Here is a 14,020-nt window from a genome sequence, read left to right on the forward strand (position 1 = left end):
TAGATCTCATATCTACCAATCTGGTCTAATATCTTACTTGTCTGTCTACTCGTCTGCTTTAGCGTGCAGCTTGCCACTGCTGCAACGCAGTAAATAACGCTGCATTATCTGTTTCTAGCCTTAGATATCGTTGTGCACTTTCATCATGATCTGCATGTTTTTCTAACACAATATTGAGTTCAGCTGCAGGAATTTCATCACCACCGCGACTTGGCCACTCAAAAAGCAACAGTGCATTGTCTGCTTCAACATAATCACGAATCCCCATCAGTTCCAATTCATAGGGATCATTTAAACGATATAAATCGAAATGAAAGATATTTATTCCGGCCAATTGATAGGGCTCGACCAAGGTATAGGTCGGGCTTTTAACCGCAGCACGGTGACCCAAACTGTGTAACCAATAACGGGTAAATGTTGTTTTCCCAGCGCCCAAATCACCCACCAAATACACTACACCTTGCTGAATATGGTGCGCAATTATTGCTGCGATCTGCTGGGTATCTTGTTCTGAAGAAAGATTTGCTTGAAATGAGTACTGCATATTGCTCACAACATGATTCAAAATGAACAGTATGATACCATTAGGTCACTTGAAAACCTATGTCGTCTTTGCTGTGGACGTGACCAAGTCATAGCTGCTTTTTATTTTCATTCTATCTCTCCATACGATGCGTTGATCATGTATAGCTCCACCTCCAATAGCCTTTGGCAGCCACCGATGCGTGATGGTGTTAGTGCCAGTCAAGTCTATTTACCCAACAGTGATGCGACCACTGTTTTTGAATACTTATGCCAAGAATTTTCACATATTGCAGCCAGCGAATGGCAACGCCGCTTTGAGCAGCAGTTAATTTTCGATCAGTCCGGTCGAGTCTTAACACAACACAGCGCCTATCTAGCGCACACGCATATTTTTTATTATCGTTTTTTGGCACATGAAGCGGTGGTACCATTTCAAGAGAAAATTTTATTTGAAAATGAACATTTACTCGTAGTCGATAAACCTCATTTTCTTACAGTGAGCCCTACAGGACAGTATGTACAACAAAGCTTATTGGTCAGACTGAAAAAAGCCACACAAAACCCAGAACTGAGCCCGATCCATCGCTTAGACCGTGAAACGGCGGGGGTAATATTATTTGCCAAACAAGCCCGTAGCCGCGCAGCCTACCAACAACTCTTTGCAGAAGCCCTGGTTGAAAAACAATACCACGCCATTGCGCCATATCGTGCTGATTTAGCCTTCCCACTACAACTCAACCTCAGAATGGTTAAATCAGAGCCTTTTTATACCATGCGTATGGTTGATGGACCTCAAAACTCTCGTACCCGTATTAACTTAATCGAACGGCAGCAAGACTGGGCAAAATACTTACTCTGTCCAGAGACGGGCAAACAGCATCAATTGCGCGTTCACCTCAATCACTTGGGCATACCAATACGTAATGATCGCCTTTATCCGCACATTTCACATAAAGCAGCAGATGATTTTAGCCATCCCTTACAGTTACTTGCCAAGCAGATTCGCTTTCAAGATCCCTTTAGTGGCACAGTACAGCAGTATAACTCACACTTTAACCTGTCATTATAATGTCAATGTAATTACGAAATTAAACTTGCATTTTGACTGGCAATATCACTACAATCTCTTTGTTTAATATATGTATTCAAACTTGACAATGTTTGGTTTTATTTATGAGAAAGACAGAAGTCTATCAAGTCCGCCTTGATTCACAAGAAAAAAAACAGGCTTTTGCTGTATTTAAACAGCTAGGGATTACACCTGCACAAGCAGTTCGTTTATTCTTCAAACAAGTGGTTTTGACCAAGTCCATTCCATTTGCCATTGAAAACCAAAGCATCAATACCGATACCTTACTCAAGCCCAAGAAAAGCAAACTCGATCAGGACTATGCCGTGCAGCATGATACGGCACTACAGCACAACACAGCGCAATCCAGCCAAGTAGATCCCGATCACAATGAGCATGAAGATATTTTCGCCGAATTAAATGCCATTTTAGGGGAAAGCCAACAAGATAATCCCTAAAACAAGCTAATCCCCAAAACAAGCTAATCCCTAAAAAATTAACCAGACTCAGCACACAATTGACCGTCATACCGACAGCATGCCCCATCACAAAGGTCTCAAACGCCACACGGTATATGGTATACAAGCAGAGACTGTATTTCAAAAGCACTGATCGAATACTGCTTTCCCCAAGCACATCACGCCAGCAGAAAACCAATGGCTGGCAATCGGACTGAGTCTTTCATTTAAATGCGCTTACTTAAATGACGATATACTGCTGCTGATCAGACTCGATCTGCTCCAAATCCTGTTCTGCTGGCAGTTGTTGCGCGGAGCCAGCAAGAGATAAAATTTTCAGTGTATTTTTTGCCGCAGCAATTTGCGTTGCATCTAAGTAACACCATTCGCCCGCTGCTAAATGTTGTAATTGCAATTGCCCCACTTGTACACGGTGCAAGGTCATTACACGATTGCCCACAGCCGCCAGCATCCGTTTGACTTGATGATAAACACCTTGATGAATGGTCAATTCAATCTGCTTAGGGCTGAGCAGAGCAATATCCGTAGCGGCAAATAGACCTTTTTCTTGATGCAAAGCAACGCCCTGTTGCAATTGCATGATTTGTGCGGCATCGATAGGATCGGCACATACGGCACGATAACGTTTAGGGACATGCTTTTTAGGATGCGTTAAGGCTTGTAGAAACTGCCCATCATCGGTCAGGAGTAATAGACCTGAGGTATCTTGATCTAAGCGCCCGACACATTGCAAACCTCTTTGCAATAAAACTGAATCAAATAAGTCAAATACACTAAAATGATGTGTTGCCTGATGTGAGCATTCGTAGCCAGATGCTTTATGCAGGGCAATATAAACTTTCTCACGGTATTGGTACTGTTGTCCAAAAACCTCAAAACACAAATCTTGGCTCTCCAGATTTTGCTTCGGATTGCTCAGCGTTTCTCCCGCCACAGCGACAGCACCTTGCCGAATCAATTGCTGACAGTGTTTCCGTGAACCAAAACCTTGAGACTGTAAAAGTTTTTCCAATAACATGAGCTACACCCTTCATCGCATCGCCACCATTGTATGCAGCAAGGTCGGAGATACAAGCCTTATCTTGCTGTGTCATAGCATTGCAATACTTTTACACTCACTTGCGCCCGAAATTTCGCCCACAATAGGCGGCTATTGTGGGCGAAAAATGCTAGTATAGTCACGTAATTGCTATGCGTACGCTTGCACTGACCAGCATATTTCTATGCAATGATCAATTCTACTGACCCATATTGTATTTGGCAGCATATTACGCAGCTGCATGCTTTTGATGTATCAACATTTGGTTTTCTACTATGAGTTTGTCTGCATTAGACCTCAACTTGATGGTCTTAATCGTCCTATTAGCCTGTGGTATTTTAAGTCACAACAGCGCTGTTAGTATTGCCGCCGCAGTATTGATCGTGGTTCGAATCACCCCACTCGATGCTTATTTTCCAGTCATACAGCAATATGGTTTACACCTAGGCATTCTAATCTTAACCATTGGTGTTTTGACTCCGATTGCCAGCGGTACTATTCCAGGGCAAGCCATTTTAAAATCTTTTTTAAGTTTCAAATCGCTCATGGCGATTGCAGTCGGTTTACTGGTCGCTTGGCTCGGTGGACGTGGTGTTAAATTGATGAGTAGCCAACCCGATGTGGTGGCAGGCTTATTAATAGGGACTGTAGCGGGTGTGGCATTATTACGAGGAGTTCCTGTAGGTCCCTTAATTGCCGCAGGTATTCTATCACTCGCCCTTGGCTTAAAGTAAATACCGTGCGGTGTATATAAGCTAAGCGAACAGGTTTGACTGGCGAAACTTCATGATGCGTCGCCAGTAGCTGAACTAGTGGTTATAATAGCTAGAACGTTGCTGCGAGAACCGTTCTAATTGCTTGAGAAAACCTTCAAAATAATTCTTATCTTTTTCTGCTTTACGATAGCCCGCATACAGCGTACGCCTCAAACCATTTTTTCCCACACAATCTAGACGTTTAGAAATCACCCAACCTTTGACTTCATACTCATTGACCACCCAATCTGGTAAGGCGGCGATGCCTCGACCGCTGGCAACCAGTTGAATTAACATTTGGGTTAAGTCTGTGGTACGAATCTGTTTCGGTTGCACATTGGCAGGGATAAATACATGCGCCATGATATCTAACCGATGCTTATCTACAGGATAGGTAATTAAAGTTTCTTCAGCCAAATCTTTGATCGTAATCTGCTCTTGTCGTGCAAAACGATGCGTACTGGAAAGCACCAAACGTGATTCATATTCAAAGATTGGGAAATATTCAATGCCTTTTAGCTTGATTGGATCTGCGGTAATCAGCAAATCAAACTCACCCGTTTGCAATAACTCATGTGGGTTTGCCTCAAAACCAGATGCAAAATCAAGGTCTACATCGGGATAATGCTGTCGATATTGATTCAGCAATGGCATCAGCCAATCAAAGCAGCTATGACACTCAGATGAAAATACAATACGCCCGGTTTGACCATGCACAATACGGGTAATATCGGTCTGGGCAATTTGAATCTGCGGTATAACATCATCGGCAAGCGCCAACAAACGCTGCCCGACATTAGAAAAACTGACTGGACGGCTACGGCGATTCACCACCTCTACACCATACCAATGGTCTAGCTCTTTGAGTTGATGTGAAATTGCTGAAGGTGTCAAACACAGATCATTGGCTGCTGCCACCAATGAACCATGTTCTCTAAGCGCCAATAATGTTCTTAAATGTCTGATTTCTAACATGACTACGCCACAAGTGAATTTCTTTCATTATACAGTGAAATTTATTAGTTTGTCTCAGCTTAAAAAATATTTAATGATAAATTCATGCCATCAAAGCGAACAATTCAGATTATAGATTCCGATTATAAAGGTAAAACCCTATGACACTACAAACACATATTCTCGGGTATCCCCGTATAGGCGCAAAACGTCAATTAAAATTTGCCGAAGAACAGTATTGGAAAGGTGAAATTTCACAACAGCAACTTTTACAACAAGCACAGGCTGTAGAACATAGTAATTGGCAGGCACAGATTGATGCTGGGCTGTCATTGCTCACAGTTGGGGATTTTGTCTATTATGATGCCATTTTAACCCATGCTGTTCGGCTGGGTATAATACCCGCACGCTTCGCGACAGAGGCGGCGAAACTCAATCAGCTTGATCAACAATTTTATTTGGCACGTGGTCGTGCAGCAAACTGCCAAGATGTTGCCGCGCTTGAAATGACCAAATGGTTTGATACCAATTACCACTATTTGGTTCCAGAACTCGTACCACAACAACAATTCAAGGCAGATTTTAGTGAGCTACTCGCCCAAGTTGACCGTGCCAAAGCCTTCAACACCCCGATTAAAGTGGTACTTCCTGGTCTATTGAGCTTCCTATACTTATCTCGTATTGTGGCAACAGAGCACAGCAGCCATGTACTCCCCGCCTGTGCTTGTGGCAATGATCATACAAGCGTCAATGCCGACCCAACAACATTACAATTTGTTGATGCCTTACTGCCGATTTATGCTGATTTATTTGACCAGCTCAAAGCCCGTGGTGTGGACTATGTACAAATTGATGAGCCAATTTTAGTACTCGATCTTGCTGTAGAATGGCAAGCTGCCTTTGAACGGGTCTATAACGTTCTGCAACGCCGTGATGACTTAGGGCTGATCCTCACCAGCTATTTTGAAACGCTTGGCGCCAATCTCAATCTTGCTGTCAATTTGCCTGTTGCTGGCTTACACATCGATATCAGTCGTGAAAAAGCAGGAGAATTTTTCTGGAAAAAAGTCATAGACCAATTACCAGCCCATAAAATTTTATCGATTGGTCTTATCAATGGTCGTAGTGTCTGGGCCAGTGATCTACTGGCACTGAATGAAATCCGACGCACTGCAGAACAAGCCTTAGGCGATCGGCTTTGGCTTGCGACCAGCTGTTCACTACTCCATGTCCCAGTCGATTTAAGCTCAGAACAGGTTCCGGCAGACATTGCTGGTAAATTGGCTTTTGCCAGACAGAAGCTGGATGAGCTGGTCAGTCTGGCACAAGGGCGTCTGGACAGCAAGACTCAACCCACCACAACACCAGACCACAGTTTTGCTTTACTTGCCCAATCACGCGCGGAACCCTTTGCCGTACGCTTCAAAGCACAGCAAGCAAAATTAAACTTACCTTTACTACCGACCACAACCATTGGCTCTTTCCCACAAACCAGTAGCATCCGTGCTGCACGTGCCGCATGGAATAAAGGTCAGCTCTCCGATGCCGATTACCGCGCAGCAATGCAAAAAGAAATCGCCTATGCCATCGCGCAACAACAACAGCTAGGTCTGGATGTCTTGGTACATGGCGAAGCAGAACGTACCGATATGGTTGAATATTTTGCCAGTTTGCTAGACGGTTTTTGGCTATCTAAATTTGGCTGGGTACAAAGCTATGGTAGTCGTTGTGTACGCCCACCGATCATTGTGGCAGATATCCATCGCCCGCAAGCGATGACTGTTGAATGGATCTGCTATGCCAACGGACTTACAAATAAAATCGTCAAAGCAATGCTGACGGGTCCAGTAACAATGCTGAACTGGTCTTTCCCACCGGCACATCGCAGTCGTCGTGAAGTCTGTTTACAGCTCGCCGAAGCTATCCGCCTAGAAGTAGCTGACTTGCAAGACGCAGGCATTGCGATTATTCAAATCGATGAAGCGGCCTTCCGTGAGGGTTTACCTTTACGTAAAGCAGATCAAGCAGAATATTGGGATTGGGCAGTAAAATCCTTTCAACATTGCGCCAGTAGTGCCAGAGTCGATACCCAGATTCATACCCATATGTGCTATTCAGACTTTAAAGATTGCCTCGCACAGATTAGCGCAATGGATGCTGATGTCATAACCATCGAAACCTCTCGCTCTGGTTTGCAATTGCTGGATGTATTCCAGCAACATGCCTATCCCAATGCGGTCGGTCCGGGCGTTTATGATATTCATAGCCCACGCACACCGAATGCAGCACATATGCGTCAGGTGATCGACAAGGCTTTGCAAAGCATTCCTGCAGAACGTCTTTGGATCAATCCAGACTGTGGGCTCAAAACACGAAACTGGGAAGAAACGCGTGCAGCACTGACCGAGTTAGTTCACATGGCCAAGCAACTACGTGCCGAACTCAGCGCCCAGTCCTAAGCCGCTGAACTTTTTAACTCCACGCCGCTCAATCGAGCGGTTTTTTTGATGCGCTGACAGCAAGCCTGAGCGACCGTATTCCTTGCCAGCAGTCCACAAACTGCATAACATAGCCGCTTCTACCTAGGCTGAAAAGATTTCACATTACAGTCATCCGCTTAGGTCGAATAAGTTTTATAATAGCCAGCAATGCTTTGAGATTGAATAAAGACATGAACAACGCCGCACGTGAAAAACTACAACTTCCAGAAGGTCACTCGCAATTATTATTGCATTCTTGTTGTGCACCTTGCTCTGGTGAAGTCATGGAAGCGCTGATTACATCAGAAATTCCCTTTTCGATTTTCTTTTATAATCCCAATATTCATCCAGTGAAAGAATATCTTATTCGTAAAGAGGAAAATATTCGCTTCGCGGAAAAGCACAATATCCCATTTATTGACTGTGACTATGATACAGACAATTGGTTTGAACGTGCCAAAGGTATGGAAGAAGAACCCGAACGCGGTATACGCTGTACCATGTGTTTTGATATGCGCTTTGAACGTACCGCATTATATGCCGCAGAAAATGGTTTTAGTTTAATCAGCAGTTCACTCGGTATTTCACGTTGGAAAAATATGAAACAGATTAATGACTGTGGGCATCGTGCTGCACAACATTATGATGGAATTCAATATTGGGATTATAACTGGCGTAAAAATGGCGGTTCGAGTCGCATGATTGAAATCAGTAAACGGGAAGAATTTTATCAACAAGAATATTGCGGTTGTGTCTATTCTCTACGTGATACCAATCGCTGGCGCAAAAGCCAAGGACGAGACCGGATTAAATTAGGGGTCAAATTTTATAGCAATGCCATGGAAGACTGAGCTGTCACCACGTTGACTGGACTTGGGCAAAAGCCGATACCGCCCAAAATGATCTCTCTCAACTTATTTCAGAACGAGACAAGCTAGAGCAGCAAAGCATTAACCAAACAAAGTTTTTGTTTATTTTCACTGAAAGATATTTGAAAAGTGCGCAGTTTTGTATAATCTGCAAAGGTTTTACCTCATTGCGCCTTTCTACCAACTCTTTAAGCTGAACATGAATACTGCCCCTCAAAGCTCTACGCCTGCCTACTCCCTCTTTGCCGTTATTTTTGCTTTAGCCATTGGTGGCTTCGGTATTGGTACCACTGAATTTGTGGCGATGGGACTGATCCAAGAAATTTCCACCGACCTACAGATTGATTTGGCACAAGCTGGGCATTTTATTAGTGCCTATGCGCTCGGTGTTGTTGTTGGTGCACCACTGATTGCGATTTTTGCCGCCAAAGTCCCACGTAAACGGTTATTAATTTTATTGATGCTGTTTTATGCACTGGCCAATTTGGCGACAGCCTACGCCACTACAGCATCACACGTTCTTATCTCGCGCTTTATTGCTGGTTTTCCACACGGCGCTTATTTTGGTATTGCCGCCTTGGTTGCTGCTGAACTGGCAGGTCCACATAAACGTGCCACAGCGATTGCCCAAATCATGTTAGGTTTAACCATTGCAACCGTGCTGGGCGTACCACTGGCCACTTGGTTAGGTCAACAGTTTGGCTGGCGGGCGGGTTTTCAGTTCTCAGCCAGTATTGCTGTGATAACTTTATTTGCCATTGCCTATGCAGTTCCCAATATTCCATTACGCGCCAGTGCCAGTATTCAAACTGAATTGGCCGGGCTAAAAAACCTCAATATGTGGCTCAGTTTAGCCGTTGGTGCGATTGGCTTTGGTGGCATGTTTGCCGTATATAGTTATGCCTCACCAATTTTGACCGAATACACCAAAGTAGGCATAGAAATGGTCCCTATTGCCTTGGCTGTCTTTGGCTCTGGTATGGTATTGGGTGGCTTAACCGCAGGTTACTTGGCGGACCGTCATTTAAAAGCCACGATTATTGGTATTTTAATCCATGCCAGTCTGATCTTTGTGATTACCAGTTTTATGATGGCGAATCTTTATACGGCGCTATTGGCACTATTTTTAATCGGCTTTTCGGTAATTGGGCTTGGTGGTGCACTACAAACTCACCTAATGGACGTTGCTGGCGAAGCCCAAACCTTGGCAGCGTCTTTAAATCACTCTGCCTTTAATTTTGCCAATGCCATCGGCGCCTTTTTAGGTGGCTGGGTGATTCAGCAACACTATGGTTGGACAGCTCCCATGTGGGTTGGTGTGGTGCTCAGTCTTGCCGGTTTAATGATTTTTCTATTTGCATTGTGGGTTGAAAAACGTCAGGCTTGACATCGCTATATTCAACAAACTGTTTAATCAGATATATCTTGAGGCAGTTGATGACCACAATGTGGGCAGTAACAGCAGCTTTTACGTTCCGCCTTCTGTTTCTGCTCACGGATTAAATTGATAATAATCTGTTCAGTTTGTTCTTCAGTTAAACCAACTTGATGACGGATTTGCTCAATGGTTTGATGATCATGAATCAAATCGATACCACGACTATGAATCAAATGTTCAAACTGTTCTTCTAAACGTTGTTTGCGTCCTTCCAGTTCATTCGCCAAACCGGTTGCTAAAATACCCGCAGGTAATGCCGCCAAACCTACCCCTAAAATGGTAATCATGGCACCCAAAAAACGACCGACTGGGGTAATTGGGGTCACATCGCCATAACCTACTGTGGTTAAGGTCACCACCGCCCACCACATCGAGGCAGGAATAGAGCTAAAGACTTCGGGCTGGGTTTTATTTTCAACCACATAAACGCCGGCTGCCGCCATCACAATCATAATAATTAAAATAAAAATTACTGCTTGGAAAGAACTCTTCTCTCGTTCAATCACACGTAATAAAATCTGTAAAGCAACAAAATAACGAGTCAGTTTCAATAACCGTAGCAATCTTAAAATACGTAACATACGTAAATCGAAATGCACGAAATAATTGATATAAGCCGGTAAAATCGCCAATAAATCGATAATTGCACCGCCACTTCGCACCCATTGCCAGCGGTTACGCCAAGCCGACTGCGCTGGATTTTGATCAGCCACACTCCAAAATCTTAAAATATATTCGGCACTGAAAATGATAATGGAACAATTCTCAAAAATATCAAAATAGAGCTGATAAGACTTATAGATATCATTGACGGACTCCAATAATACAGCGATGACATTGGCAACGATTAAAAAAATCAGACTATAGTTAATGCAGCGGCTAAACTTAGTTTCATACTCGTCATTATGTAAATTGTTATATACAAATTTTCTTAAGCTAAACCATGCTTGCAACATCATAAGCGCGTCTTAATTGGGCAATTTGCCGTATGTTAATCTTTCATTAATCACTTTGCCAAGCGTTGAAAATGATCTAATTCACATTTAATACACAAGCACTACTTTCGATTAAAAGCTGAATCTTCGCATCATTCACAAATAAAATTTCATTATTTTGAAAAAGCTCATTATAGTAAGGCAATTTTTTTGATTATATCGCTGTGGTTTTTGTATTAAACCACCACATTTGGGTTAGGTCATGTCTTCACAACAAAGGAAGCTTAAACACGAGCTTAGCAATCGTCATATTCAATTAATTGCGCTTGGCGGATCAATTGGCACAGGATTGTTCTTAGGGATTTCACAGACCATAAAATTGGCAGGTCCGTCAGTATTATTGGGCTATGCTATTGCCGGTTTGATTGCATTTTTTATGATGCGCCAGTTGGGTGAAATGGTGGTTGAAGAACCGGTCAGTGGTTCCTTCAGTTATTTTGCTTATCGTTATTGGAGCCCTTTTGCAGGCTTTATGTCAGGTTGGAATTATTGGGTACTCAATATTTTAGTCTGTATGGCTGAACTCAGTGCCATCGGGCTATATGTGCAATATTGGTTTCCCGACATTCCCAGTTGGGTCTCTGCTTTATTCTTCTTTGTGCTGATAAATGGCATTAACTTACTGCATGTTAAAGTCTTTGGTGAAATGGAGTTTTTATTTTCCATCATCAAAATTTTAGCGATTATCGGGATGATTGCTTTTGGTGCATATATCCTGATCAGTGGTCATGCCAGTGAAACCGCCTCTGTATCGAATCTCTGGGCATTGGGTGGCTTTTTCCCCAATGGGGTGACTGGACTGATTATGGCCATGGCGATCATTATGTTCTCCTTTGGTGGAATTGAGTTGGTCGGCATTGCAGCAGCTGAAACTAAAACCCCAACCCAAACCATTCCCAAAGCAATTAATCAAATTGTTTACCGTATTTTACTGTTTTATATCGGTACTATTTTCATTCTACTTTCACTTTATCCATGGAATCAAATCGCTGAAGGCGGCAGTCCTTTTGTGTTGATCTTTGATGCCCTAGGCAGTGTTTATGTAGCGATGATTTTAAACTTTATTGTGTTAACCGCAGCTATTTCTGTATATAACGGCACCAGTTACGGGACTAGTCGTATGTTATTGGGCTTAGCACAACAAGGGAATGCACCACGTGTTTTAAGCAAGATTAATCATCGTGGTATTCCCTATGCAGCGATTTTGTGTTCTGCTTTGGTGACTGCAATCTGTGTCGTGCTTAACTATGTATTCCCAGAAAAAGCCTTTAAATTATTAATGAGCTTAGTGGTTTCAGCAATCGTGATTAACTGGATGATGTTATCGCTTACTCACATGCGCTTTAAACGTAAAATGCAACAACAGCATAAATCCTCATTATTCCCAAGTATTGCCTATCCACTGACCAATTATTTATGTGTCATTTTTATGTTGGGTATTTTAGTGGTAATGTGGATGACGCCGGATATGCGTATTGCAGTCATTCTAATACCAATCTGGTTAATCTGTTTGATCATTGCGTATAAACTCAAAGGCAAAACGAATTCGACTGCGGACTTACCGCCTGCTCGCCACGAATAAACAGACAATAATCTAAGACAGATCACAAGATTCAGTTTATTTGTTTTAGTAGGTTATCTAATTTAATCAAGCTGTCTAATTTAACAAATTGTTTAAGCTGCCTGCATCGTCAGGCAGCTTTTTTTATGCTGCGCTTCATTAAAACTAACTACATGGTTGCACTACAATTATAATACAGGCTAAAATTTAACAGACCTAGAAGGTAAATATAGGCAGTTATTATTTTTTAATTTTTTATAAATGGGGTGGATCATGGGCTTAGTACGGCTATTATATGCGAGTACAATTTCAGATGCCCAATCTGATGTTTACTCGCAGCTGTTTGACATTTTAAATAGCTCAGTACGTTTTAACTCAAGACAGGAAGTCTCAGGCGTACTTTATTATGGTTATGGATATTTTACGCAGTGTATTGAAGGGGAAAAAAGCACCATTGAAAATCTATATTATAATCGTATATTAAAAGACCCACGGCATTATAATTGCCAACTTTTACATTATGCACCATGTGAAGAAAAATTATTCAAGCAGTGGAGTATGAAATTTGCACCCATTAATAAAAAAATTATCGACTTCTTTCAACAACGGCATATGATCAACTTTGATCCCTATCAGTTAACAACACAAAATGTTCAGCAGTTTATTGAGATCCTCGCCAATCAACCAGCCTGTCATATTGAAGACTATCACGAAACAATTTAAGCCTGCGCTGCTTGTTGAAGCATACTTAAGTTTGATCAACAAGTGGCGCTATGATTTATCCAATAGCGATCAAATCACTTACAAGACCATTCATACAAATCCACCGCTCAAGCCCCTGAGTCTATTTCAACATCGTGCTCCGATAGAACACGATTAATTAGGACACAACACAATTGCTCAATCTCTATAAAATATAATTTAAACAAAAACTTAAAATAAATATTCAAAAATACTGTTCTGAATTTTCACCAACCAATTGTTATAAATTTACAGAAATTTCTAGGTATTTCTTATTTTTAAATTCTATTTTATTGGCAAAAACAATCAAAAATACCATATAACTCACAGACTTAAATATATCTTTATTTGAACGATATTTTAACATTTATTTAAATAAATTCAATAACTTACAAAACTACCATTTCGGTGTAGTCTATGTTATCGACTGTTAATTATCGCAAGATCTATACAGCATAATGTGAAATTCATGGCATTAAATACCAAAATAAATGTATAACGCTCACACCGAAACCTAATACACCTGTTCGGACACATCAACATTAGATTTAATTATTACTTAGGACATTTCAATGAAAAAGACCCAACTTGGACTAGCGTTATGTACAACAGCGCTTTATGCAACATCGGCACTGGCAGCAGATGGTACGATTAACTTTAGCGGCAATATTGTTGCAGAAACCTGTAATGTAGATATCAATGGTTCCAATCAGGCAAGCAGCGAAGTGTCTTTGCCAACAATCAATGCTTCTGCTTTAAAAACAGCTGCACAGACTGCTGGTGCAACACCATTTTCAATTCGTTTATCTGGCGCAGGATGTGTACAAGATAAAGTTGTTGCAAAGCCTTATTTTGAACCTGAACTCAATAAAATTAATAGTAGTGGTCGCCTCATTAATACCGGCAATGCCAAAAATATTGATATTCAAATCTTAGACCAAGATCAAGCGGTTATTGACCTATCCAAAGATGCCAATGAACAAAAATTTGCTACTGCCAATACCAGCGGCGATACCACGACTTATCGCTATTACGCTCAATATTATGCAACCGATGCAGCTGAAGCTGGCAAAGTAAATTCATCTACCAGTTATAGCATCATCTATAAATAAACC

The 14,020-nt window shown here is 41.9% G+C and carries 12 protein-coding genes and 1 pseudogene; 9 read left to right on the forward strand and 4 right to left on the reverse strand.

Annotated features, from left to right (window positions below; all coding sequences use genetic code 11):
- Positions 1-58 precede the first annotated feature (58 nt).
- The gene (gene tsaE / locus BFG52_RS09155) at positions 59-544 is read right to left on the reverse strand and encodes a tRNA (adenosine(37)-N6)-threonylcarbamoyltransferase complex ATPase subunit type 1 TsaE (protein WP_067555039.1); all 486 of its coding nucleotides are present in this window, start codon (positions 542-544) and stop codon (positions 59-61) included.
- A gap of 138 nt (positions 545-682) precedes the next feature.
- On the opposite strand from tsaE, the gene BFG52_RS09160 reads away from it, so the two are divergent.
- A complete protein-coding gene (locus BFG52_RS09160) occupies positions 683-1,594 on the forward strand; it encodes a pseudouridine synthase (protein WP_067555042.1) in 912 nt (303 codons plus the stop codon).
- Positions 1,595-1,698: 104 nt separating this feature from the next.
- Positions 1,699-2,052: a type II toxin-antitoxin system RelB/DinJ family antitoxin gene (locus BFG52_RS09165; protein WP_067555044.1), complete on the forward strand. Its 354-nt coding sequence runs from the start codon at positions 1,699-1,701 to the stop codon at positions 2,050-2,052.
- A 346-nt stretch (positions 2,053-2,398) separates the two neighbouring features.
- Here BFG52_RS09165 and BFG52_RS09170 read toward each other — a convergent pair.
- Positions 2,399-3,091 (reverse strand): annotated as a pseudogene (locus tag BFG52_RS09170) (pseudouridine synthase); the annotation flags it as partial.
- Between the two features lie 296 nt (positions 3,092-3,387).
- Here BFG52_RS09170 and BFG52_RS09175 point away from each other — a divergent pair.
- A complete protein-coding gene (locus tag BFG52_RS09175) occupies positions 3,388-3,846 on the forward strand; it encodes a DUF441 domain-containing protein (RefSeq protein WP_067555047.1) in 459 nt (152 codons plus the stop codon).
- Positions 3,847-3,921: 75 nt separating this feature from the next.
- On the opposite strand, the gene BFG52_RS09180 is transcribed toward BFG52_RS09175, so the two are convergent.
- Positions 3,922-4,842, reverse strand: coding sequence for a LysR family transcriptional regulator (locus tag BFG52_RS09180; RefSeq protein WP_067555050.1), 921 nt, complete (start codon positions 4,840-4,842; stop codon positions 3,922-3,924).
- Positions 4,843-4,982: 140 nt separating this feature from the next.
- On the opposite strand from BFG52_RS09180, the gene metE reads away from it, so the two are divergent.
- From metE to BFG52_RS09195, 3 genes are all read left to right on the forward strand, one after another.
- Entirely contained in the window at positions 4,983-7,280 is a 2,298-nt protein-coding gene (gene metE / locus BFG52_RS09185; protein WP_067555053.1) for a 5-methyltetrahydropteroyltriglutamate--homocysteine S-methyltransferase, read from the forward strand.
- Positions 7,281-7,492: 212 nt separating this feature from the next.
- A complete protein-coding gene (locus BFG52_RS09190) occupies positions 7,493-8,152 on the forward strand; it encodes an epoxyqueuosine reductase QueH (RefSeq protein ID WP_067555056.1) in 660 nt (219 codons plus the stop codon).
- 217 nt (positions 8,153-8,369) lie between these two features.
- Entirely contained in the window at positions 8,370-9,557 is a 1,188-nt protein-coding gene (locus BFG52_RS09195) for an MFS transporter (protein WP_067555058.1), read from the forward strand.
- A gap of 23 nt (positions 9,558-9,580) precedes the next feature.
- On the opposite strand, the gene BFG52_RS09200 is transcribed toward BFG52_RS09195, so the two are convergent.
- Complete coding sequence (locus BFG52_RS09200) at positions 9,581-10,567, reverse strand: ion transporter (protein WP_067555061.1); 987 nt, start codon at positions 10,565-10,567, stop codon at positions 9,581-9,583.
- A gap of 238 nt (positions 10,568-10,805) precedes the next feature.
- Between BFG52_RS09200 and BFG52_RS09205 the strand changes: the two genes are divergently transcribed.
- The 3 genes from BFG52_RS09205 to BFG52_RS09215 all read left to right on the forward strand — a co-directional run bounded on the left by BFG52_RS09205 (position 10,806) and on the right by BFG52_RS09215 (position 14,017).
- Positions 10,806-12,185: an amino acid permease gene (locus BFG52_RS09205; RefSeq protein WP_067555064.1), complete on the forward strand. Its 1,380-nt coding sequence runs from the start codon at positions 10,806-10,808 to the stop codon at positions 12,183-12,185.
- A 252-nt stretch (positions 12,186-12,437) separates the two neighbouring features.
- Positions 12,438-12,887, forward strand: coding sequence for a BLUF domain-containing protein (locus BFG52_RS09210; protein WP_067555067.1), 450 nt, complete (start codon positions 12,438-12,440; stop codon positions 12,885-12,887).
- Positions 12,888-13,477: 590 nt separating this feature from the next.
- Positions 13,478-14,017, forward strand: coding sequence for a fimbrial protein (locus BFG52_RS09215; RefSeq protein ID WP_067555070.1), 540 nt, complete (start codon positions 13,478-13,480; stop codon positions 14,015-14,017).
- The last annotated feature ends 3 nt before the right edge of the window (positions 14,018-14,020 follow it).

Origin of the sequence: Acinetobacter larvae (genome assembly GCF_001704115.1) — a bacterium.
Classification (GTDB): domain Bacteria; phylum Pseudomonadota; class Gammaproteobacteria; order Pseudomonadales; family Moraxellaceae; genus Acinetobacter; species Acinetobacter larvae.